Genomic DNA, 23298 nt, shown 5'->3' with positions numbered 1-23298 from the left:
CGCCCTCAGCGCAGCTGGCAGAGGTCGATCACGTCCATGTCCTCGTAGTCGAGATTCTCGCCGGCCATCGCCCAGATGAAGCTGTAGTTGCGCGTGCCGGCGCCCATATGCACCGACCAGGGCGGCGAGATCACGACGTCCTCGTTTTGCATCACGAGGTGCCGCAGATCGTCGGGCTGGCCCATGTAATGGAAGACGCGGTCCTCGGCTTCGAGGTCGAAATAGAGGTAGATCTCGGACCGGCGCTCATGGACGTGCGGTGGCATCGTGTTCCACACGCTGCCGGGATCGAGACGAGTGAGGCCGAGGCACAGCGCCGCGCTCTGGCAGACATGCGGCAGGATCAGCTGGCAGATCGTGCGCTGGTTCGAGGTTTCGAGGGCGCCGCGCCGGAACGGGCTGGTGTCGGCAGCGGTGACCTTGCGCAGCGGGAAGGGCGCGTGCGCCGGCACCGAGAGCAGATAGAAGCGCGCGCCGTCCCCGGCGAAGGTCACCTCGCGGCTGCCCATCGGGACGTAGAGCGCCTCGTATTTGGCGAGCGGGATCGCTTCGCCGTCGACCGTCACCAGCCCCGCGCCGGCGCCGATATTGACGACGCCCAGCTCGCGCCGTTCGAGCAGCGGATGGCCCGCGACGCTCGCCGGCGCGTCCTGCGCGGGGAGTGCGAGCGCTTTGCCGGCGGGCACCGCGCCGCCGATCACGAAGCGCTCGCCGTGCGAATAGGTCAGCACGATCTCGCCGTCACGAAACAGGCCGGAGACGAGGTGCCGGTCGCGCAGGGCTTCGTTCGAAACCCCCGCCATCATCTCCGGATGCGCCGCGTGATAGGTCCTGGTGAACAAGATCGTCCCGGCGGTCAGCGCGTGGGGCGATCGAGCGCGGCGATCTGCGTCGCCGCGAGCAGAAAGGCGCCGACGCCGTAATATTGCGTGTCGCCGGGCTCGACCTTTTCGGGCCGGTCGCTGACTTGCTGCACATAGCCGAGCCGACCATCGGGCTGGATCGCGCGCTGGAGCGCCGCCCAGCCGCGGCGGACGACAGGCTCATATTCGGCGCGCAGGAGCAGACCGCTATTGATCCCCCAGGCGAGGCCATAGGTGTAGAAGGCGGTGCCGCTGGTTTCGGGCGGCGAATCCTCGGGCGCGAGCAGCGAGGGCGCCCAATAGCCGTCGGGTTTTTGCAGCGCCTTGATGCGGCCGGCCATCTCGAGGAACAGGCCTTCCATCCGCACCCGGTCGGCGCTGCCCTTGGCGAGCAGCGGGATCGTCCGCGCCATCCCGCCGAACACCCAGCCGTTGCCACGGCTCCAGAATTCCTTGCGGCCCTTGCCGTCGCGGCGCTCGAAGAAGCGGCTGTCGCGATAATAGAGATGCTCGACCGGATCGAAGAGGAAGTCGGTGGTCGCCCAGAATTCGCGCAGCGCAAATTCACGGTAGCGCGCATCGCCGGTCTGGAGCGCCATCTCGACAAAGGCGGGCGGCGCCATGAACAGCGCGTCGCACCAGCACCAGCGCCGGAGGCATTCGGCCGAACCATAGCCTGCGGGCGGAATGAAGAAGGCGAGCGAGGTCACCGCCGGCGCGTTGATAACGCGATCGAAGGTGCGCTGCGCGGGTCCACGCGCCACTTCGCCCGCGCCGTTCCGCGCCGCCCAGAGATAGGATTGGGTGATGACGTGATCGTCGGCGAAATAGGGTTTCTCGCCGGGCAGCCACTCATTCGCCGCGCCCATGTCGAGGATCGCCTTGCGAATGCGCGGCGGGCCGCCGGCATCGGCGAGCGCGGTCATCCCCACCCAGAATACCGCCTGTTCCCACGCCCGCGGCTTCTTCGTCTCGCCGGTGGCGCGCGACACGGTGCCGCCGTGCATCTGTCCCAGCTGCCAATCGGCGAGGCGGACTGCAGCGTCGATCGTCGAGGCGGATGCCGTCGCGGGCGCGCGCTGGGCAAGCGCGGCGGACGGCGTGGCGAGCAACAGCGCCGCGGCGAAGGCGGAAAGCTTCATTGCAGTCTCCGGAAGCGAAAAAAGGGGGCACCCCGCGCGGGGCGCCCCCAGGGAGGTACCTAGAACCGTCCGCGGATGCCGAACGAGATGGTGGTGCCATTGAAAAAGGAATTGTCGCGCCGGCTCAGCCCGTTGCCGTCGGGCTGGGTCGGGTCTTCATAGTAGAAGAAGACGTTCTCGTTGGTGATGTTGAGCGCGTCGATGCGAAGCTCGAACAGGTCGTTGAGCTTGTAGCTGATTGTGCCGTCGAGGAACCCTTGCGGGGCGAGATAGGGCACCTGATCATTGCCCGTATTGGTCGAGTTCTGCCCGGTTTTCGCGCGGTAGTTGTACGATCCGCGGATCGAGAACGGTCCCTTCTCGTAGAAGGCGGTGACGCTGTAGGTATAGTCGGGCACGCCCTGCATCGCGATGCGATCGCCGTTGCGCAGCACGAAATCATCGCCTTCCTGATCGATCAGCGTGAAGCTGCTGGTGATGCCCAGGCCGTCGAACGGCTTGGGCAGGAAGGTGAAGTTCTGCTGATAGGCCAGCTCGAGGCCCTTCAGCTTGAGCTCGTTCTGGTTCACCGTGATCGTGCGATCGAACAGGAAGTTCGGGTCGATCGTGCCGCCGCCGAGCGCGGGCGGGCAGGCGCCGGCACCGAGCGAGGCGCAATTGAACAGGTTCGAGGGCAGGCCCAGCGTACCGAAGGGAACGCGCTCGGTGATCGAGAAGGGGCGATCGACGATGTTCTTCTGGAACACGCCGCCGCTGATCAGCCCGCCCGGCGCGAAATACCATTCGAGCGCGGCATCGAAGGTGGTGGCGAGCTGCGGGCGCAGATCCGGATTGCCGACCGTGACCGCGGGGTTGAAGATGTTCGGCACCCGCGTGCCCGCGGCGATCGTCGCGAGCGAGCCGCGCGTGATCGTCTGACCCGCGGATCCGCGCAACATCAGCTTCGGCGTAATGTCGAAGGTGAAGCTGGCCGAGGGGAGGAGATTGGTATAGCCGCCCTCGCGCTCGGCCGGCGTGAACCCGCCGCCCGGCGCGGTCTGATAATTGTTGATGCGCGTTTTGGTGTCCGAGAAGCGGATGCCGAAATTGCCGCGGAACGCGTGGCCGGCGATCGGAAACTTGAAGCTGGTCTCGAAAAAGGCCGACTTGACGATCTCCTCGGCGGTGAAGGCCTGGTTGAGCGCCGGGGTCGCCGCGCGATTGGCGCCGTTCGCGTCGAGCACGTTCATCACGAAATCGCGCGAGAAAGTGGCGAACTGCGACGGGTATCCCGAGTTCCCGCCGTTCGCCAACGCGCCGAACTGGACGAACGGATCCATGTTGGCGAACACGCCCGTCGGGTTGGACGCAACCGTGCCGCCGCCCGGAAGCGTGTGCGTGTTCGTCGCGATGCTGCTGCCGTCCTGGCGCTGGACGCGCTTGGTGGACGACACATAGCTGCCGCCGAGTTTGAGCGCGAGCATCTGGTCGCCGGTGTCGACGGGTTTCCAGTCGAGTACGGCGCGAGCGGTCTTCTGCTTGTCGAGCTCGTCGTTGATCGCAAAGCCGAGCGAGGGCGCGCGATAGAGCGCGGTATTGGTGAAATCGACCGGCGAGCTGATCGTCGGATAGGTGATGTTGTCCGAAGGATCGAAGGTCGTCGTGATCCCGTAGATGTTCGAGACGATGCGGTTTTCGGAATAGACCGCCTTGCTCTCGCTCAGATTCGCCTGCGCCGACAGTTTCATCGTGTCGGTGATGTCATAGGCGGCGCGGACGATGCCGTATTTGAATTTGGTGTGTGAGTCCCGATAGAAGCTCTCGGTGAGGATGCTCGAATTCCCGAACGTGCCGTAGAGATTATTGTACTCGTCGAGATGCACGTCCAGCGGGATCAGGCCCGAATTGGTGCCTGAACCGGGGATCGAGGTGCTCCCCGCGACGGTGCGTGAGTTGCGCACCGGCACGCCGAAGGTGAACTCGTCGGTCTGGTCGGTCAGGTCGGAATAGATGCCGTCGACGCTCGCTTCGAACCGATCGCTCTTGTACTGGAGCGAGCCGACGAAGCCGAGGCGCTCGCGCTCGTTGTTCGACGCGAAGACGCGGTAGAAGCGCGGCAGATACGCGTTCTCGACCTGCGAGCGGGTCAGCCCGCTGAAATTGGCGAGCGGGCTGTCGAGATTGAGCTCGAAGTTGAACGGGCCGCTCGTGTTGGCCGGCACCGTGCCGTAATAGGGCCGGCGGCCGAGCGCCGACGAATTATAGCCGCTGGTGCCGCCGCCGGTCGACTGGAAGCCTGAACGCTCGTTGACGTTCTTGGCATAGGCCACGCCGAACAGCGCGCCGAAATTGCCCCAGGTATCGCTGAGCAGCAGCGAGCCGCGCGGGCGCCATGCCTTGGATTGGGTGTTGTAATTGGCCTGCGCGGTATAGCGGATCACCCGGCCTTCGCTGTCGAACGGACGCGGGGTCTGCAGATCGACATTGCCGCCGATGCCGCCTTCCTCGAGATTGGCGAGCGGCGACTTGTAGACGTCGACCCGGCCGAACAGCTCGGAGGGGAAGACGTCGTAGTTGAAGTCGCGGCTCGAGCCGCCGACGTTGGTCGCCGAGGTCGTGCGGACCGGCGCGCCGTTGATCGTGGTGACGGTGAATTCGGAGCCGAGGCCGCGGATGCTGATCCGCTGGCCTTCGTTGGAGGCGCCGTCGCGCGACAGGATCACGCCCGGAATGCGCTGGAGCGAGTCCGCGACGTTCGCTTCGGGAAATTTGCCGATGTCCTCGGCGACAATCGAATCACGGAAGCTGATCGATTCGCGCTTGAGCTCGACTGCCTTGTTGAGGCTGCCGCGGAAGCCGGTGACGACGATCTCGCCGGCGGCGGCATCTGCCTGGCCGTCGCTCGCGGCGGCGCTGTCGGTGGACGCATCGCTTTGCGTGTCGGTCGATTGCTGCGCCCATGCAGGGCCCGCAACCAGAATCAATGCAAGTGCGCCTGCCGAGACAGCCGACGCCAATAGCCCCTTAGCCATTATCCCCTCCTCATTGCCGCGGCGTAGACCCCGCGTGCCCATCTTGTATGATAACTTATCGAGGGTTCGTCAATTGTCCGACTTTTGCGAGCAAATCCAACGTGTTTTGGGCGGTATCGGGCATGTCGATGCCAAATGCTGGGCAATTCGGCCAAAATTGATACGATAAATTGTGCGAAGGCTGCGGCCGGGCGAAAAGGCGCGCTTCGCCGCCTCGATCAGTGCGCGGCGAGTTTCCCCGGCGGCTTGGTGCGCAGGCTGGCGCTGCGGGTGGAGTGTCGGGTCAGGCTTTCGTGCATGTGCTGACGGGCGGCCTCGCGGGCGCGCGGCGAATCCATCCGGATGATCGCGTCGACGATCGCTTCGTGCTCTGCGAGCACCTTGGCGGCATAGGCCTGATGCGCCTCATCGGGCTTGTCGCCGAGATATAGCGTGCGCGACGGCACGAGGCGAAGCCCGAGGAACTCGACGAAGCGGGCATAATATTCATTCTGGGTGGCGCGCGCGATCGCGAGGTGGAACGCGGCGTCGGCATTGGCCGAGGCGATCGGATCGCCGCCGACCGCGACCATTTCCGCCAGCGCATCCTGGATCGCGCCGATATCGGCCGTGGTGCGCCGCGCGGCGGCCAGCCCCGCCATCTCGGTCTCCACCGCCATGCGGATCTCGAGCAGCTTGATGACGTCGGCGAGTTCCTGCACCTCCCCCGGACTGATCTGGAAGGCGCGATATTCCGCGGTCTCGGCGACGAACACGCCGGCGCCCTGGCGCGACACGGTCATGCCCTGCGCGGCGAGGCGGGCGACCGCCTCGCGCACGACGGTCCGGCTGACATTCTCCGAAAGCGCGATTTCCTTTTGCGACGGCAGCCGTGAGCCGGCGGCAAGCGCGCCGGAGCGAATCTCGGCTTCGAGCTTGGCGAACAGTTCGTCGGTCAGCGATCCGCTTCGGACCGTTTCCTCGGTGCCGCTGGACGAGGCCTCGGCCGAGGCCTTGCGCCGACTTGTCATACTAATCTCCGATGGCTACCCTCGTGTAACACCAAGTACGGCGGCAGTCGATCCGGCGAAAGACCGGGTGAGAAGAGGGGATTTATGCGATCACTCACCGGCATCCCGGCCTTGCTCCTCGCCTGCGCGGCATCGGCGCTGGCGGCGCAGGACATGGCGCCGCCGATCCAGCCGCAGGTCTCGCCCGATCGCCCCGACTGGGAGAATCCGGCGGTCTATGCGATCGGCAAGCAGCCGGCGCGTGCGACCGGCTTCCCGTTCGAATCGCGCGAAAAGGCGATTGCCGGGCATCGCACCAAATCCGCGCGCTTCCTGCTGCTGAGCGGACAGTGGCGGTTCGCCTTCTCGCCCGATGCCGACAAGCTTCCGGCGGGATTCGAGAAGCCCGATTACGACGTCTCCGGCTGGAAGCAGATCAAGGTCCCGGCGGACTGGCAGACCGAAGGCTATGACCAGCCGCGCTACAACAACATCACCTATCCCTTTCCCGCCAACCGGCCGCTGATCCCGCACGCGACCAACCCGGTGGGATCGTATCGCCGCGACGTGGACGTGCCCGCGAACTGGAACGGATCGGACGTGATTCTGCACATCGGTGCCGCTGGCTCGGCCTATTATGTCTGGGTCAATGGCGAGAAGGTCGGCTATTCGGAGGATTCCAAGCTTCCCTCCGAGTTCGACGTGACCCGGTTCCTGCGGGCGGGGCGCAACACGATCGCGATCCAGGTCTATCGCTGGTCGGACGGCAGCTATCTCGAGGATCAGGACTTCTGGCGCGTCTCGGGGATCGAGCGCGAGGTGTTCCTGATGGCGGCACCCAAGACGCGGGTGCGCGACTTCTTCGTCCATGCCGGGCTCGACGATGCGTATCGCGACGGGCGGCTCTCGGTCGACGTCGCGGTGACGCCGTCCGATCGTCCGGTGACCGCGCGCGCGGTGCTGCTCGACGGCGAGCGGCGCGTGCTCGCGCTTTCGCAGCGCGTTGCCGCGGGGGCGGGCGAACGCACGGTTACTTTGGCCGGCGCGGTGCCGGGCGTGAAGCAATGGACCGCCGAGACCCCCAATCTCTACATGCTGCTGGTCGAGCTCTACGATGCGCAGGGCAAGATCATCCAGTCGACCTGGAGCCGCATCGGCTTTCGCACCGTCGAGATCCGCAACGGGCTGGTCACGGTCAATGGCAAGCCGATCACCATCCGCGGGGTCAATCGCCACGAGCACGACCCCGAGACCTTCCACGTCATCTCGCTCGAATCGATGGAGCGCGATATCCAGCTGATGAAGCGCGCCAACATCAACGCGCTGCGCACCTCGCACTATCCCAATGATCCGCGGCTCTACGAGCTTGCGGACAAATATGGTCTCTACGTGATGGACGAGGCCAATATCGAGAGCCATGGCTATATGGATTGGGCGAACAAGCGCCCGCAGCTCCGTGGCCAGTATCAGCTCGGCTTCGATCCCGCCTGGCAGGGCGCGCACCAGAGCCGCATCCTCAACATGGTCGAGCGCGACAAGAACCATCCGTCGATCATCTTCTGGTCGCTGGGCAACGAGGCGGGGATCGGCCCGACCTTCAACAAGGCCGCGGCGGCAGTGAAGACGCGCGATCCCGGCCGGCTGGTGTCCTATCTCGGCTGGGGAACCTGGCCCGGCGTGCCCGATCACCGGCCCAACGACTATGCCGATATCTATGCGCCGATGTACGACAGCGTCGAGCGGATGGTCGACTATGCCGAGAACTGGGCGTTCCGCCAGCCGATGATCCAGTGCGAATATGCCCATATGCAGGGCAATTCGGGGGGCAATCTGAAGGAGTATTGGGACGCGATCTACGCGCATCCCGACAAGCTGCAGGGCGGCTTCGTCTGGGACTGGGTCGACCAGTCGATGTATCGCACCACCGCCGACGGGCGTCGCTATTGGGGCACCGGCGGCGAATATGGCCCCAATCCGGGCGGCGACATCGAGTTCGGCGATGGGCTCAACCAGCCCGATCGCACGCCCAACCCGCATCTGTTCGAAGTGCGCAAGGTCTATGCGCCGATCCAGTTCGCCGATTTCGATCGCGCGACGGGCCGGCTGACGGTGATCAATCGCCACGATTTCGTCGACCTGTCCGGCTATGATCTCGGCTTCGAGCTGCTCGAGGACGGCGTGTCGGTGGCAGCCGGGCAGCTTCCCGCGCTGCGCACCCCGGCGCATGGGCGCGAGAGGGTGGCGTTGGCGCTGCCCGCCTATGCCCGCAAGCCCGGCGCCGAATATGTGCTGACGGTAAGCGCCCGCGCGCATGCCGGCGCGATCCCTGCGGTCGATGCGGGCGCGGTGGTCGGGTGGGAGCAATTCGAGCTCGGCCGCGAACCGGCGACGCAGCCGACGCCTTCGGGTGAGGTCGCGCTCGCCGAGGGCGCAGGGAAGGTCCGCCTCGCCGCGGGCGGCGCCGAGCTGGTCCTCGATCGCAAGACGGGGCTGGTGGAGCGCTATGCCGTGAACGGCGAGCCGCTGCTCGCGGGCGGCGCACCTAATTTCTACCGGGCGCTGACCGACAACGACATCGGCACCGGGCTGCAGAAGACGCACGGCGTCTGGAAGCAGGCCTCGGCCGAGCGCGTGGTGCAGAGGATCGAGACGCGCCGGCTCGGCGCGAGCGGGGCCGAAGTGACGGTGCGCTACGCCGTGGGCGACGGCGCTGCCACCTTCGTATCGCGCTATCGCATGGCGGGAGACGGCGCGGTCCGGGTCGAGGGCGATTTCACGCCGCTCAAGCCCGATTTGCCCGATCCGCTGCGCGTGGGGCTGTTCTTCACGATGCCGGCACGGATCGACACGCTCGGCTGGTATGGCCGGGGACCGCACGAAAGCTATCAGGATCGCAAGACCGGGGCGCCGCTGGGGTTGTGGCGCGGCCGGATCGCCGATCAGAATCACGATTATATGCGCCCGCAGGAGACCGGCAACAAAGTCGATGTCCGTTGGATGGAACTGCTCCAGCCGGGCCGGGGCGGACTGCGCGTCGTCGGAGAAGCGCCGCTGTCGATGAACGCGCTGGCCTTCCCCTATGACGATCTTTCGCGCCGCCCGCCGGGCACGCGGCGGAGCAGCGACATCGTGCCGCATGGCGCGGTTTCGCTGATGATCGACGCGGTCCAGTCGGGGGTAGGGGGCGACAATGCCTGGGACGCCGGCGGGCGGCCGCTGCCGCAATATCGCGTTCCGCTGAAACCGCTTCGTTACGGCTTCACGCTGACGCCGTTCGCTGGGAATGGGACCGCCCCCGATCGGGCAATGCCGGCCGCCGCGGAGGCGCTGCGATGAGCGCCCGGCTCGCTGCTGCTGCGGTTTTCGCGCTGCTCGCCGGCACCGCGCTGGCGCAGGACGTCCCCGGCGCGGAGCAATTGCCGCCCGTCGCCAGTCCGCTGCCGCCCGCGCCCGACAAGACCCCGCGCGCCACGGTGATGCGCGCCGACTATCGCTATGACGATCTGCTGTGGGAGAATGACCGCACCGCGCACCGCATCTACGGCCATGCGCTCGAAGCCGCCGAGCCGCCCTCGGGATCGGGGATCGACAGCTGGGGCAAGAATGTCGGCTGGCCCTATATGGACCGGCAACTGCGCAGCGGCGACCAGCACGCCTATCATGGCGAAGGTCTCGACTTCTACAATGTCGGCAGCGGCCGCGGTGCCGGCGGGCTGGGCATCTGGTTCGACAACAAGCTGTGGACCTCGCGCAACTATCGTCGCTACCGGATCCTGAAGAACGGCCCCGATGCTGCCGATTTCGAAGTCGATTATGCGCCCTGGCCGGTCGATGTCGGGCGCAAGGTCTGGGAGACGCGCCGCTTCACCCTGCCGCTCGGCACCCATTTCACCCGGATGGTGTCGACGCTTCGCTCGGACAAGCCCGGGGGATTGCTCGTCGGCATCGGCATCGGCAAGCGGACCACCGGCGACGGCGGCGCGCTGACCGTCGACCGCGCGCGCGGACTGCTTTCATGGTGGGGCCCCGGGGACGCGCATCACGGGCGGATGGCGATCGCGCTCCGGGTCGATCCGGCGATGATCGCCGAGATCCGGCAGGACGCCGACAACCATCTCGTGCTGCTGCGGGTCATGCCCGGCAAGCCCTTCGTCTATTATTCGGGCTCGGCATGGAATCTCGGCGAAGGTGGCTTCCGCAGCCGCGCGGCGTGGGACCGCTATGCCGCCGGCGAGACGCTCGACTTCCGCCCGCCGCGCTGACCCCATCTCCTCCAGCAAGGATCATTCATGGAACGCCGCCGCTTCCTCGCCTCCGCTCTCGCCACCGGTACGCTCGCCGCGACCGCGCCCGCCGTCGCGCAGCGCGCCCCTGCGGCGGGCGGTGCCGGCGACCGGGCCTATATGCTCGACATCCTCGCCAGAATGGCCGAGCCGGTGTTGGGCCCGATGTCCGAGGGCAAGCTCCAGACGGCGTTCGCGCCCGAGCTCAGCCCGAGCTGGGACGGGCGCAATCCCAAGGTCGCCTATCTCGAATGTTTCGGGCGGCTGATCTCCGGGATCGCGCCGTGGCTGGCGCTGCCCGACGACGAAACGCCCGAGGGACGGCTGCGCGCGAAGCTGCGGCGGCAGGCGCTGGCCAGCTATGTCCATTCGGTCGATCCGGCGAGCCCGGACTATCTGCTGTGGCGGGCCGAAGGTCAGCCGCTGGTCGACTCGGCCTATTTCACCAACGCGCTGCTGCGCGCGCCGAAGCAGCTCTGGGAGCCGCTCGACGCGACCACGAAGAAGCGCGTGGTGGCGGAGATTCAGGGGCTGCGCCGGGTGCCGCCGCCCTACACCAACTGGCTGCTCTTCGCCGCGATGAACGAAGCGTTCCTGCTCTCGATCGGCGCGCAATGGGATCCGATCCGGATCGACCTCGCGGTCCGCAAGATCAACGAATGGTATGTCGGCGACGGCTGGTATGCCGATGGGCCGCGCTTCCACTTCGATCACTACAACTCGTATGTGATCCAGCCGATGCTCATCGAGATCCTCGAGGTGCTCGTCGCTACGGGAGCGAAGTTCAACAAGCTCAACGCCCCCGAATTGCTCGAACAGGCGACAAAGCGGATGCAGCGCTTCGGCGAGCATCTCGAGCGGCTGATCGGGCCCGACGGCAGCTATGCGCCGATCGGCCGGTCGCTCACCTATCGTACCGCGGTGTTCCAGCCTTTGGGGCTGCTCGCGTGGCGCAAGAAGCTGCCGGCGTCGCTGCCCGAGGGGCAGGTCCGCGCCGCGACGCTCGCGGCGCAGCGCGCGATCTTCCGCAACCCCTCGAACTTCAACGCGAAAGGCTATCTCACGATCGGCTTCGCGGGGCATCAGCCGAGCCTGGGCGACATTTATTCGAACGCCGGCAGCATGTATATCGCGGCGGAGAGCCTGATCGCGCTCGGCCTTCCGGCGACCGACAGCTACTGGACCGCTCCGGCCCAGTCATGGACGACCCGCAAGGCCTTTGCCGGCGAGCATTTCCCCAAGGACTATTACGTCGACTATTGACGCCGCGGCGCCAGCTTCGGTTCAGAAGCCGATGCTGGCGCTGCCGACCAGCCCGGCGCGACCGGGGCGGTAATCGGCGAGGTCGGTGTCGACATAGGCGAGACCGAATTCCGCCGCGCCAAGCGCGACGCGCGCGCCGAGCGACCAGTCGGCATAGGCGGCATCGGGTGCCTGCGCGCCGCTGGTCCGGCCGAGATGCGCAGTGAGGGTCAGCGGGGTATGCGGCACGTCGACCTCCACATCCCCGGAAACATAGACGCTGTCGCGATCGCCGAGTGCTCGCTGTGCCGGCGAGTAGCCGAGCTCCAGCGTCGCGGTGACCGGCCCCAGCCCTTGGGCGTAGCGCGCGGTGAGCTCGGCGTAGTTCGCCTTGCCCGCCGCGGCGCTGCCGGCGGGATAGCTATAGTAGCTCGCCCCCACGTCGAGCGTTCCGCCGGGAAGCAACCCGCCTGACCAGCCTGCCGAGAAGTCGAGCTCGACTTCGCCATAAAGCGGCGTGTCGGCGAGGTTCGATGCCCAGACATTGGCATAGGCGCCGCTCTTATGCGTGACCGTCACGCCTGCCTGCAGTGCCGGGTGCAGATCCGTGACGGAGAGGCCGCGAAACCGATAGTCGCTCACCAGCGCGGCCTCGCCGCTGACCGCGAGCGCGGGCGATCGTTCCTGCGCGAGGGCAGGCGCGGAGAAAAGCAGGGCAAGAGCCGCCGGAAGTGCTGGACGCAGCATTGGATCCTCACGGGTCCGGAAAATGGCCCGCTATCAGATATTTATAGGCGGGTTGTCGCGGACGGACCCGCCCTTGCGGTCGCCCCTTAGGAGATGCCATGCAGGACGACGCCATCGCGTGCGCGGTGCCGCTTGCCGTGATCGCGCGAGCGCTCTAACGCGGATAAATAATACCAATCTGATACCGAAGGACGGTAATGGCACGATATATTCGGGAAATTGGTACCTGCGTCGCGCTCGTGACGGCATTGGCGGGCATCGCACCGATTCCTGCCCGGGCCCAGTCCGCCGTCCTGCCGGCGATCTTCCCCGCGCCCGCCTCGATCGTGCTGACGGGCGGCGCGATCGCGCTGGGCAAATCGGTCGTGCTGGTCGCCGCGCCGGGCACCGATCCGGAAACGCTTGCGCTGGTCCGCCACGTCCTCACATCGGCAGGCGTGGAAACGATCGCAGCTGCGCAGCGGCTGCCTTCGACGCCCGACCGGCCCTACATCGTCATCGGCACGGCGGAGACGGCGATCGTCCGCGACGCGCTGGCGCGGAGCAAGGCAGTGCAAGACGGTAATGCCGAGGGCTATACGATCGCGAGTGTGGCGACAGGGAAGGGCGGCATCGTCACCCTCGCCGGGCACGACGCCGACGGCCTGTTCCACGCCGTGCAGACCTTCCGCCAGCTCGCGCAGCGGCCCACCATTCCGGCGCTGCGCATCGAGGATCACCCCGCGATGCCGATCCGCGGGACGATCGAGGGTTTCTATGGCGCCCCTTGGTCGATGACCGACCGGACGCGGCATCTGGAGTTCCTCGCCACGGTCAAGGCGAACACCTATGTCTACAGCCCCAAGGACGATCCGTATGCGCGCGATCGCTGGCGTGAGCCCTATCCCGCCGACACGCTGGCCGCGCTCGGCACGCTGGCCACGACTGCGCGGCGAAATCATGTCGACTTCGTCTATGCGATCTCGCCGGGACCCAGCGTGTGCTTCTCCGATCCGGCCGATCGTCAGGCGCTGGAGCGCAAGTTCGACGCGCTGCGATCGATCGGCGTTCACAGCTTCTACGTGGCGCTCGACGACATCGAATATGCCAAGTGGAACTGCGAGCGGGATCGGGCGAGCTTCGGTCCGTCCGGTGCCGAGGCGGCGGGCGTAGCGCAGGCGCAATTGCTCAACGCGGTGCAGGCCAGCCTCGTCGCGCGCGATCCGGCGTCGCGTCCGCTGATCATGGTGCCGACCGAATATTACGACGCCAAGGAGACCCCCTACAAAGCAGCGCTGCGCAAGCACCTGGATCCCCGGATCGTGGTGCAGTGGACCGGTACCGATGTGGTTCCCCCAGCCATCTCGGTTCCCGATGCGCGCGCGGCGACGAAGGCGTTCGGGCGCAAGACGCTGTTGTGGGACAATTATCCGGTCAATGACTATGGCCAGTCGACGGGCCGGCTGCTGCTCGCTCCCTATGCCCGGCGCGAGGCGGGGCTGTCGACCGAGCTGACCGGCGTCCTGTCCAATCCGATGAACCAGGAGGTGCCGAGCCGCGTCGCGGTGACCGGGCTGGCCGCGTTCGGCTGGAACGACAAGGCCTATGATGCCGAGCGCACCTGGCACGCCGCGGCGCGCGAACTGGCCGGCGGCGACGATCGCGCCACCGCTGCCCTGCTGATCCTGTTCGATACGCAGCACCTCGCGCCGACCTTCGGCAGCCAGCCATGGCAGGAACAGGCGCCGAGGCTGAAGGCGCTGCTCGACGGGGTGCGCGAAGCGATCGCGCAGGGCGACGTGGCGGCGCGCCGCGAGGCGATCGCGGGGCTGGCCGCGCGGGCGGACGCGATGGCGAGCGCGCCCGACATCATCCGGGCGGGCGCGGTCGATCCAGGCTTTGCCGAGCAGGCGCGGCCGTGGCTCGACGCGATGGAGGGTTGGGGCCGGACGCTGCAGTTGACCGCGGCGGGGCTCGACGCCGCCGATCGGGGCAATCCTGCCGCGTCGCGCTATTTCGCCGATGCGCGGAAGCTCGCGGCGGAAGCGGCGGCGGTGCAGACCATCCCCGGCGCCACGCGTTTCGGCGGCCCGGTGAAGCTCGCCGATGGGGTGCTCGACCGGTTCGTGGCCGATGCCCCCGCGTTGATCGCGTTGCCATGAGATAGAGCGGCGTCCTCGCCCGGGCCCATGCTTCAGAAGCGCAGGCTCAGCGCGGCGCGCGCGCGATGGTCCTGGTTGCTGCGCGAGAGCGCGCCGCCATAGCCGAGATCGAGCTGGAAGCCCTTTGCTAGCGCCGCGGTCACGCCGAGTTCGCCGACAAGGCTGTCCGCTGCGATCGGCAGGCCGGCGACGTTGAAACGCCGCCCGTCGAGCGTCGCGGCGACGACCGGCAGTTGATCGCCAAAGGCGTGCTGCCACCCCGCCGATGCGCGAAGCTTCAGCCCGCCGCCGGTCCAGGCGAGGGCGGTGTCGCCGCGAAGGCCGACCGTGGCATAGCGCGTGTCCATCGAATCGCGTTCGAGCTCGAGCGCGGCCGCGTTGCCGATCTCGCGGCCGCGGCCGACGTCGAGCCGGACTTGCGCGACGCTTGCGAACGGCTCCAGCCCGCCCGCCGGGAGCGCGAAGCGATAGGCCGCCTCGCCAAAGGCTTGCGCGGTCGACGCCCGGTAGCGGGCGCTGAGGCCATCGGCGAACCCGGCAAAGGCGACGGCGCGGCGGGCGGCGACGTCCTGCCAGCTATAGACGAAGCCCGCGCGCAACGCGAAGTTGTCGATCGTCCCGCCCGCGTAGAGGCCGCTATGATAGCTGTCGATCTCGGCATTGCCCTGGCCGCGCAGCGTATCGCGATGGTGCCCGCCAACCATGCCGAGGCGGAGCCCGCCGTCGAGGGCCTGCATCTCGATGCCGGCCAACGCGCCCGCCGTCGCGTGGTCGAGCCGCGCGGCGTTGCCGTCGCCGCGCCAATGGCTCCGGGAGTCGAGCGCCTGACCCCAGACGAGCAGCCCGGGCCTCGCGTCCGCCGGGCTGCGCAGGCGCTCGAGCGTCGCGTCGCGCGAGAGGCTGCTGCCGTCGATCAATGCCGTGCGCAACGAGGCGTGAAACGCGCCGGAGACGTTGTCGAACGCCGCGCGGGCCGCGGCCGCGTCGGTCGTCAGCACCGCGTCGTACAGCGGATTGCCGGACGATAGCCCTTCGAGGGCCGCGCCGGCGGCGCGCTGGTTGGCGGTCGCCGCGACCGCATCGAAGCGGACGTCGTTTCGCGTGAGCGTCAGCGTGACGGCGTTCGACGTGTAGCCGAGCGTCGGGTTCAGAAAGGCGTAGCTCGAGGTGACCTTGTCGAACCGGCCCTGAATCCCGCGCTGGGCGGTCAGGATCGTGTAGGTTGCGCTCGGCCGATAGCTGCCGTTCGCCCCGATATGCGCGACCGTGCCGCCGAGTGTCGCGCTGCCGAGCACGTCGATGCGATCGCTCGCGGTACCGGAGGGATCGACCTCGACCTGGTAGCGGCTGCCCGGCGCCAGGGTCAGGTTCCCGGCCACGGTCAGGGTCGCGATCCCCGTGCCCGGCGCGATCGTTCCTCCCGGTGCGACTCGCACGGTCAGCACCTTGCCCCGCCCGGCCAGCGTCGTATTGCCCTCGACCGTGAGCGCGCCGCCGATCGCCCCGTCGACGGTCAGGCGGCCGAACTGGAGCCGGATGTCGCCGGCAAAGCCCTCCGAATTGCCGGTCAGCGTCAGATTGCCGGTGCCCGCCTTGATCAGCAGACCGGCGCCGCTGAGCGTTCCGGCGTAGCGGCTGTCGCCCGGCTCCTCGAACAGCAGCTCGCCTCCCGGCCGCATCGCGACGTCGCCGTCGAAGCGGCTTGCCGCAACGGCGAGGCGCCCCGCGTCGAGATTCCAGTCGAGCGTGCTCGCGCCGGTGAGCGTGAGCGCGCCGCTTCCGCGCTTCACCATCGTGCCCGAACGGCCGTCGAGCGCGGCGATGCTGCCGGCGAAACTGTCGTTGGTCCGCTGATCGAACACCAGCGTTCCGGCGTTGCGGATATTGCCACGGATCGCGCGTGAATCGCCGATCAGCGTGCCGGCCTCGACTTCGGTATTGCCGGTATAGTTGTTCGCCGCCGACAGGATCAGCGTGCCGGCATCGCGCTTGACGAGGGTCGTGTTGCCCGAGAGCGGCGCGGCGATCTCCGCGATCATCGTTCCGCCCCACTGGCTGCCGTCGCCGACGCGGATCGTGGTGCGCGCGCCGCCGGCGAGGGTGAGGCCGCTTCCCGATAGCGTGTAGCCATTGGCCGCGAACTGGAGCCCCCCGGTCGCGACCGCGCCGGCGCTGCCGTCGAGGAGCACCTGGCCGCCACGTCCGGCGAACACCGCGAACGCCCCGGGCCGGGCGGCCTCGTTGCGCCTGCCGTCCTGGCCGGTCCAGCTCGATGTGCCGTTTCGCCAGGTCCCGGGGCCGCCATCGACCATGCCGTTGGCGTAGCGGGTCGCGTCGCCGCCGTCCCAGAACTGGAGCGGGCGCGCGCTTCCGCCCGAGACGAGGTTGACCTGACCCGCCGTCGCGGTCTGGATCGAAAGATCGGCAGCGTTCTGGCCGGGCGGAAGCGCGCCGAGGGCGAGGCCGTTGTCGGTCAGTCGCCCGCCATAGCTGAACAGGCGATAGATGCCCTCGCCGAGCGCATCGCTCCCGGTTACGTTGAGCGTGCCGTCCAGCGTCAGATTGCCCGCCACGGCGAACAGCGCGGGATCGCCCGCCTGGCCGAAATTCGCGTCGATGATCGATCCCTGGCCCAGCGTGAGACTGGCGAGATGGAGCGTGCTCCCAAGCCCGCCGCGCAGCCGGCCGCCGGTGCCGATATCGGTGGCACCCACCGTGCCGCCGCCGCTGAGGGCGCCGCCCTCGCCGACGTGCAACGTGCCGCCGAGCGCCCCGTCGACGCGCAGCGCGGTGCCGATGACCCGGGTCTGGCCGGTGAAGCCGGTCGACTGCCCCTTGAGGACGAGCGTTCCCGCGCCGGCCACGTCGAACCCGCCGCTCCCCGACAGCGCGTAGAGATACGGCGTCTCTGTGCCGGCGACGCTGCCCGAGCTGAAGGTCAGCTTTCCCGCAGCGGCGATCTCGACATTGTCGCCGAAGCGCGCAGCTTCGGCGACCAGCCGGCCCTCGTCGATCCGCCAGCCGAGGTTGCTGCTGCCGCCGAGCGTGAGCGTGCCCGCGCCGCGCTTGACCATGAATCCCCAGATGCTCGACAGCCCGCTCACGCTGCCGGCGAAGACGCCGTCCTGCGCCTGATCGAAGACGACGATTCCGCCATTTTCGAGATCGCCGCGGATCGAACGGGTGTCGCCGATCAGCGTGCCGGCATCGACGCGGGTGCCGCCGGCATAGCTGTTGGCCCCGGACAGGATCAGCGTGCCGAAGTCGTTGAGGAAGAAGCCGCCGGCGCCGGTCAGCTCGGCATCGATCCGGACGGTCACGCCCGCACCCGGGCGGATCGAGGTGAAGGCGCCGCCGTCGAGCTCGAGGCGCCCGCCATTGAGCCGATAGCCGTCGGTGAGGAACTGCATGCCGGTGATTGCGGGGACGCCCTGGCGGTCGTCGATCGTCACGGTGCCCGGAGCACCCTGGAAAACCGCGAAGGCGGGCACGGGCTGCATCGGGCCGTTGGTCGCGCCGTTCGAATCGGTCCAGCTGGGTGCGGTGGCGCTCCAGACGCCCGAACCGCCGTCGATCGCGCCGTTCGCGTGCAGCGCCGGATCGCTCCCGTCCCAGAAGCGCAGCGTCGGCGCGGCGGCGGCGGGGTTGGCAACCGCGGGGGTCTCTTCGGGCGTGGCATCGACGGGAGGGGGCGGCGCCGTCTGGGCGTTGGCTATCGGTATCGAACAACCGAAAAATAACAGGGCCAGGTCGACGGCGGCGATCGCCCCAGGTTGCGCAAACACTCCGCGTCGACCGTTCCGTCGCATCGGCGTCACCCCTTTTACGCTGTACTGCCGCGCATAGGCGGCAGGTCGCCGCGCGGCTTGCAACGGCTTTGCGGCAACGCGTTGAGTAAGCGCGGGCAGGCGAGGCGGGCGCATCACGCGCGGGCGGCGCGACGGGTGAAATCCCCGATATCGCAGGCGTCGAGGCGCGTTATCCTGCGCGAGGGCAGATCGGCGAGGATGCGATGTACCGGCACATTCTGATTTCCACCGACGGCTCCGAAGTCGCGCAGAAAGGCGTCGATCACGGTCTCGCGCTCGCAAAGGCTCTGGGGGCCGCAACCACGCTGGTCGCGGTCGCCGAGACGGTGTTGCCCTACGCCGCGGGTGATGTCGGGCTGAGCGCGTCGTTGCACATCGAATATGCCGACAGCCGGAACCGCGCGGCGGAAAGAATATTGGCGGACGTGAAGGGGGCTGCCGATCGCGCCGGAATCGCGGCCGAAACGGTCTGTCTCGAAAACATCGCGCCGGCGGTGGCGATCGTCGAGACCGCGGGTGCGCGCGACTGCGATCTCATCGTCATGTCCTCGCACGGCCGGCGCGGGCTTCGCCGCCTCGTGCTCGGCAGCGTTACGGCGGAGGTCCTCGCGACCAGCCCGATCCCCGTGCTCGTCGTGCGGTAGCCCGGTTTCGACAGCGCTCCGGGGCGATCGCGTCGCGCCCCGGGGTCAATCCCGATGGCCCGCAACCGCCGGCGCCCTAGGCTTCGCGCATGACTTCCAGAGCTTCAGCCCGGCGGGCACGGCGCCTCGCGCTTTGTGTGATTGCGGCCGCGCCCGGAGGCGCATGGGCGCAGGAAGAGGCGCCGGAGGCCTCGCCCGAAATAGCCGCGGAACCGCCGTCGCAGGATGGCGGTATCGTGCGTATCGAGTTCGATCTCGCGCCGGAGCTGGTGACGCACAGTCCCTTCCGGATGCGCTCCTGGACGAGCAGCGCGACCAATGCGGCGATGACCCTGCAGCTAATCGAACCGATCGCAGCGGATTGGGAGGTCGCGTTCGACGTCGGGCCGAGCATCACCATCGCGCATGATCGCGATATCGATTCCGCATCGGCGGTAGGAGCGTCGATCGAGCTGCGCGCGCGGAACGATCTCGCCGGGCTTCGCCCGTGGATCGGCTATGCCGTCGAGCGCAGCTATTCGGGGGTGTTCGAGGCCCGCGGCGAGACGGGGCACACGCTGTTTGCCGGTCTGGGGCTCTATCGCAGCCGCGGCCCCACGGCGTTCAGCCTCGAGCTCAGCCCGCGCTGGTCGTTCGGACCGGGCGGGCTGGAGCATCAGGCCGTCAATCTCTGGGGCGAGGTCGTCCACCCGCTGATCGTCGATGCGCTTGCGCTGCAGCTCGACGGATCGGTCGAACGACGGTGGCACGCGGGCGACGATTCGGGGCGCCGCGATTGGCGATTCGAAGCCTGGGCAGGGCTCGACGCGGCCGGGGCGATGAACCGCTGGACCGGCAGCAGCGCGTTCGATCGCGTCGGCGCGGGCGTGCGCTGGATGCGGATATCGTCCAACCGGGAGGGCGCGAGCAGCACCCGGGTGGCCTTTTTGCCTTCGCTCAGACTGCGTGTGGGATTCCGCTGAGCTTTCGCGGAGCCGCACGCTTCGGACTGCGTTTGGATCATTCATACGGGATCCATTTCGACGCCCGCGCTTTAATCTTATGGATCCAGTGGGAGAGTGAACCGATGCTACGCAGCCTGCTGGAGGAGCTTCGCGGTCGTGCGATCACCGCCGAACAGGCGGTTTTCGGTCGGCGCGCCCGCGAATTGCGCGCCTATGCCGCGATGGCGACGGATCCTGCCGTAGCCGCGGCGCGGCGGCGTCACGCCGCCGAGCTCGAGATGCGCGCGGCGGCGCTGGCGGACGATTGGAGCGCGCGCGACTTGCATCGCCGGTAGGGCGTCGGTTCCCGGCGCGTCGCGCGCGCCTCGCTTCGCGCTTGCGGGCTCGCTCAATGGAAAGACGGTGGCGGAGCGGCGGTAGCCCAGCGACGATCGGGCTGGTTCGACAGGGTGAATCGCAGCGCGCCGCCACGACGGACAAAATCGGCCGAAAGCCAGGCGCGGTCGCTCGACCGTCCATTGACTTCCAACGACCGGACATAGGGTCGGTCCGCCGCAGCGCCGTCCGCCGCGATGACGATGCGACCGCCGGACCGCTCGATCGTCGCACGCGCAAACAGCGGGCTGCCCACCACCAGCTCGGCGCGGCCGGGATAGAGCGGATAGAGCCCCAGCGCCGACCAGACATACCACGACGACATCTGACCGAGATCGTCGTTGCCCGAGATGCCCTGCGGCGTGTTGGTCCAGATCTGACGCATCGCCGCGCGCACCGTCTCCTGCGTCTTCCACGGCTGGCCGACGAAGAGATAGAGCCAGGGCGATGCGATCGAAGGTTCATTGTCCATCTCGGCGTGCAGCGGACCCGATTTGGTGACCGCCCATGCGCCGTCGGGCGTGCGGAAAAAGGCATCGAGCCGGCGCGCGGCCGCGGCCTTGCCGCCAAGGGCATTGATCAGCCCGGCGGGATCGAAGGGGACCATCCAGAGATATTGCGCGCCGCTTCCCTCGACGAACTCCTCGTCGGAGGCCGGGTCGAAAGGCGCCCAGCTGCCATCGGCCTTGCGCGGCTGGATATAGCCGCCTTCGGCGGTGGCATTGGGGTTGAAGAGGTTCCGCCACCAGCCCGATCGCTGGCGGAACAAGCGCTCGCCGGGCTTGTCGCCGGCATAGCGGGCGAGCTCGGCGAGGCCGAAATCTGCGGCCGTCATTTCCAGCGTGTCGGCAGCGCTGCCCCAACCGGGTGCGCCGACGGGCATGTAGTGGAGCTGCAACCATTGATCGAGCCCGGGCCGTTGGCCGGTGCACAATACCGGGCAGCCCTTGCGATCGAGATCCTTGGGCGTGGGGACGGTCGCCGCGCGCTTGAGCGAGGCGTAAGCGCGCTTCAGGTCGAAGTTGCGCCCGCCAAAGGCATGGATCGCGGCGACCGAAGGCGCCGAGGGATCGCCGTTCATCACGCTGGTCGGACCGGTCAGATGCGTCCAGCGATCCCAGATTCCGCCATTCTGATCGGCCTGGTTGAGCAGTGACTGCGCGATGTCCGATCCGCGCTGGGGATCGAGCAAAGTCACCAGCTGGAGCTGCGAGCGATAGACGTCCCAGCCCGAGTAGTTGGCATATTGGGCGGTCTGGCGCGGCGCGAGGCGATGTTCCCTGCCGTCGAAGCCGCGATAGCGCCCATCCCGATCGCTGTAGAGGTTGGGCGTCATCAGCGCGTGGTAGAGCGCGGTGTAGAAGACGGTGCGATCGTCGGGCGCGCCGCCTTCGATGTCGATCTGGCCGAGTGCCGCGTTCCACGCGGCGCGGCCGGCGGCTTGCGTCGCCTCGAGCGTGGTCCCCGCCGGGCTCTCGCTCTCGAGATTGGCACGGGCACCGGCCGCGTCGACATAGGAGATGCCGATGCGGACGTTGACCACCGGCGCGCGCTTCGGATCGAATTGGATCCAGCCGCCGGCGCCCTTGCCGAGGGGCGGATGGCCGCGCTCACCATAGCCGGTCGCACCCGAGCCCAGCGTGGCGCCCGGCGTGACCTTGTCGTCGCGCCATGTTCCGCCGGCTTCGAACGGCTGGTCGAAAACCGCCACGAAGTGGAGCGTGTAATAGCTCTCGCGGCGATCCTCGGCGAGGTAGCCGCAGAAATTGCCACTCGTCACCGATCCGCTGACGGTGCGCGTCGCGGGATCGATCCGGATCGTCGAGGCGCTGCTGCCAACCTCGCTGTCCGAGGTGCGGAACAGGAGGTTGGCGGGCTTTTCCGCCGGAAAGGTGAAGCGGCCGACCGCGGTGCGCTCGGTCGATCCGAGCTCGGCACGGACGCCATTGTCCAGCGTGAGCGCATAGGCGCCGGGTACCGCGCTTTCCTTGCCGTGATCGAGGATGCTGGCATAGGCCAGTCCAGCCTCGGCTGAAGCGGGGGACTGCTCGACCGGGACGGTGACGGGCATAATCGGGATATCGCCGCTCGCGCCAGTGCAGCCGGTGCCCGACACATGCGTCAGGCTGAAACCGCGCACGCCGTTGGATCGCCACTCATAGCCGCCCGGCGCGGCGATCGGGAAGCGCTTGCCCGGGAGCGGGGTCAGCTCGGGGCTGAACGCGACCATCCCGAACGGCCGGCTCACACCGGGGAAGACGTTGCCGCCATTCGTGGTGCCGATAAATGGGTTGACCTCCGCGGCGGGATCGGTGCCGGTCGCCGCGCCGATGGCGGCACGACCGGCGCTGCCGACGACCAGCGCCAGACAGACCAGAGCGACGGCTCCGTAGCGGGTCATGAAACCTCCCAGACGCGATTAAATCAATTTGTTTTGCTAAAGTTTTATCCGGGTGGCGGTCAACCGCCTTGCGCAGGCTGCGGCCGGAAAAGTCTGGCGCGGACTCGACCGGGTGGCGGAATCGACTCTGAGGTATGAACGACCTGCCGGTTGGACCGGCGAGCTGGGAGCTAGTTTCTTTTGGCGGAGCTGCCCCGAGCTTCGAGCGGGTTGGGCGCCGCCAGATCCGGTTCGGCGGTCGCCGGCGAACCGCCTGGCCGCGCCGCGGCGACCTCGGAATATCCGCCGCAATACGGGCTGCCGGCTTTGCCGCCGAGCATTTGCACACCGCAATAATCCTTGCGGCGCATCACGACGTCGCGAAGGATCAGCGCGCGCCCGTTGTGCAGCTCCACCGTCAGATGCCCGTCGGGACCCACCCTGACGAAAGCCGTCGACAGGATGCGGCGTCCGATTGCCTCTGCTGGCGAATCGACCGGGGGCGACGGGGCAGGGTTCTCCGCTGCGGACACCGGCTCGGCGGGGGGAGCCGGCGCGGCGCGTTGCGGATCGCCCGCACGGGCGGTCGGGTTCCGGCCCGGCCCGGCCTCGCCCGTGCTTCTTGCGTTGGTCGCTGGGTCCTGGCCGGGGCGGTGCATGGCGGTTTCCTGAGGAGAAGGCGTGCATGCGGCGAGCGCCGCCGCGAACGACGGCAAGATGCGGATCAT

At 67.9% G+C, this 23298-nt stretch carries 15 protein-coding genes; 7 read left to right on the top strand and 8 right to left on the bottom strand.

Annotated features, from left to right (window positions below; translation table 11 throughout):
• Positions 1–5: 5 nt before the first annotated feature.
• The 4 genes from kduI to E5A74_RS06550 all read right to left on the bottom strand — a co-directional run bounded on the left by kduI (position 6) and on the right by E5A74_RS06550 (position 6026).
• The gene (kduI, locus tag E5A74_RS06565) at positions 6–842 is read right to left on the bottom strand and encodes a 5-dehydro-4-deoxy-D-glucuronate isomerase (protein ID WP_135983462.1); all 837 of its coding nucleotides are present in this window, start codon (positions 840–842) and stop codon (positions 6–8) included.
• Positions 843–856: 14 nt separating this feature from the next.
• Entirely contained in the window at positions 857–2005 is a 1149-nt protein-coding gene (locus E5A74_RS06560) for a glycoside hydrolase family 88/105 protein (RefSeq protein WP_135983461.1), read from the bottom strand.
• A gap of 59 nt (positions 2006–2064) precedes the next feature.
• Positions 2065–5016: a TonB-dependent receptor gene (locus E5A74_RS06555; protein ID WP_135983460.1), complete on the bottom strand. Its 2952-nt coding sequence runs from the start codon at positions 5014–5016 to the stop codon at positions 2065–2067.
• Between the two features lie 218 nt (positions 5017–5234).
• Positions 5235–6026, bottom strand: a complete 792-nt coding sequence (locus E5A74_RS06550) for a FadR/GntR family transcriptional regulator (protein ID WP_135983459.1) — start codon at positions 6024–6026, stop codon at positions 5235–5237.
• A gap of 84 nt (positions 6027–6110) precedes the next feature.
• Here E5A74_RS06550 and E5A74_RS06545 point away from each other — a divergent pair, with 84 nt between their 5' ends.
• From E5A74_RS06545 to E5A74_RS06535, 3 genes are read left to right on the top strand one after another with little or no spacing between them, the layout of a single operon-like run.
• Positions 6111–9341: a glycoside hydrolase family 2 TIM barrel-domain containing protein gene (locus E5A74_RS06545; RefSeq protein WP_135983458.1), complete on the top strand. Its 3231-nt coding sequence runs from the start codon at positions 6111–6113 to the stop codon at positions 9339–9341.
• Entirely contained in the window at positions 9338–10267 is a 930-nt protein-coding gene (locus E5A74_RS06540; RefSeq protein WP_135983457.1) for a DUF4861 family protein, read from the top strand. Before E5A74_RS06545 ends, E5A74_RS06540 begins: the two co-directional genes overlap by 4 nt.
• 27 nt (positions 10268–10294) lie before the next feature.
• Positions 10295–11551, top strand: coding sequence for a DUF2264 domain-containing protein (locus E5A74_RS06535; protein WP_135983456.1), 1257 nt, complete (start codon positions 10295–10297; stop codon positions 11549–11551).
• 21 nt (positions 11552–11572) lie between these two features.
• Here the strand turns inward: E5A74_RS06535 and E5A74_RS06530 are convergent, their stop codons facing one another.
• On the bottom strand, positions 11573–12277 hold the full coding sequence (locus E5A74_RS06530) for a TorF family putative porin (RefSeq protein ID WP_135983455.1): 705 nt from the start codon (positions 12275–12277) through the stop codon (positions 11573–11575).
• A 197-nt stretch (positions 12278–12474) separates the two neighbouring features.
• Between E5A74_RS06530 and E5A74_RS06525 the strand changes: the two genes are divergently transcribed.
• Entirely contained in the window at positions 12475–14418 is a 1944-nt protein-coding gene (locus E5A74_RS06525; protein WP_135983454.1) for a glycoside hydrolase family 84 protein, read from the top strand.
• Between the two features lie 32 nt (positions 14419–14450).
• On the opposite strand, the gene E5A74_RS06520 is transcribed toward E5A74_RS06525, so the two are convergent.
• A complete protein-coding gene (locus E5A74_RS06520) occupies positions 14451–18203 on the bottom strand; it encodes an autotransporter domain-containing protein (protein WP_240699697.1) in 3753 nt (1250 codons plus the stop codon).
• A gap of 227 nt (positions 18204–18430) precedes the next feature.
• Between E5A74_RS06520 and E5A74_RS06515 the strand changes: the two genes are divergently transcribed.
• From E5A74_RS06515 to E5A74_RS06505, 3 genes are all read left to right on the top strand, one after another.
• Positions 18431–18871, top strand: a complete 441-nt coding sequence (locus tag E5A74_RS06515; protein WP_135983452.1) for a universal stress protein — start codon at positions 18431–18433, stop codon at positions 18869–18871.
• 236 nt (positions 18872–19107) lie between these two features.
• Complete coding sequence (locus E5A74_RS06510; protein WP_135983451.1) at positions 19108–19833, top strand: hypothetical protein; 726 nt, start codon at positions 19108–19110, stop codon at positions 19831–19833.
• A 104-nt stretch (positions 19834–19937) separates the two neighbouring features.
• Positions 19938–20150, top strand: a complete 213-nt coding sequence (locus tag E5A74_RS06505; RefSeq protein WP_135983450.1) for a hypothetical protein — start codon at positions 19938–19940, stop codon at positions 20148–20150.
• Positions 20151–20203: 53 nt separating this feature from the next.
• On the opposite strand, the gene E5A74_RS06500 is transcribed toward E5A74_RS06505, so the two are convergent.
• Positions 20204–22591 carry a GH92 family glycosyl hydrolase gene (locus E5A74_RS06500; protein WP_135983449.1) on the bottom strand — a complete coding sequence of 796 codons (2388 nt, stop codon included), beginning with the start codon at positions 22589–22591 and terminating at the stop codon, positions 20204–20206.
• 170 nt (positions 22592–22761) lie between these two features.
• A complete protein-coding gene (locus E5A74_RS06495; protein WP_135983448.1) occupies positions 22762–23298 on the bottom strand; it encodes a hypothetical protein in 537 nt (178 codons plus the stop codon).

The sequence above is a fragment of the Sphingomonas naasensis genome, assembly GCF_004792695.1.
Classification (GTDB): domain Bacteria; phylum Pseudomonadota; class Alphaproteobacteria; order Sphingomonadales; family Sphingomonadaceae; genus Sphingomonas; species Sphingomonas naasensis.
Note: the sequence above shows the minus strand (reverse complement) of the source record. Positions and strands in the feature narration are given on the sequence as shown.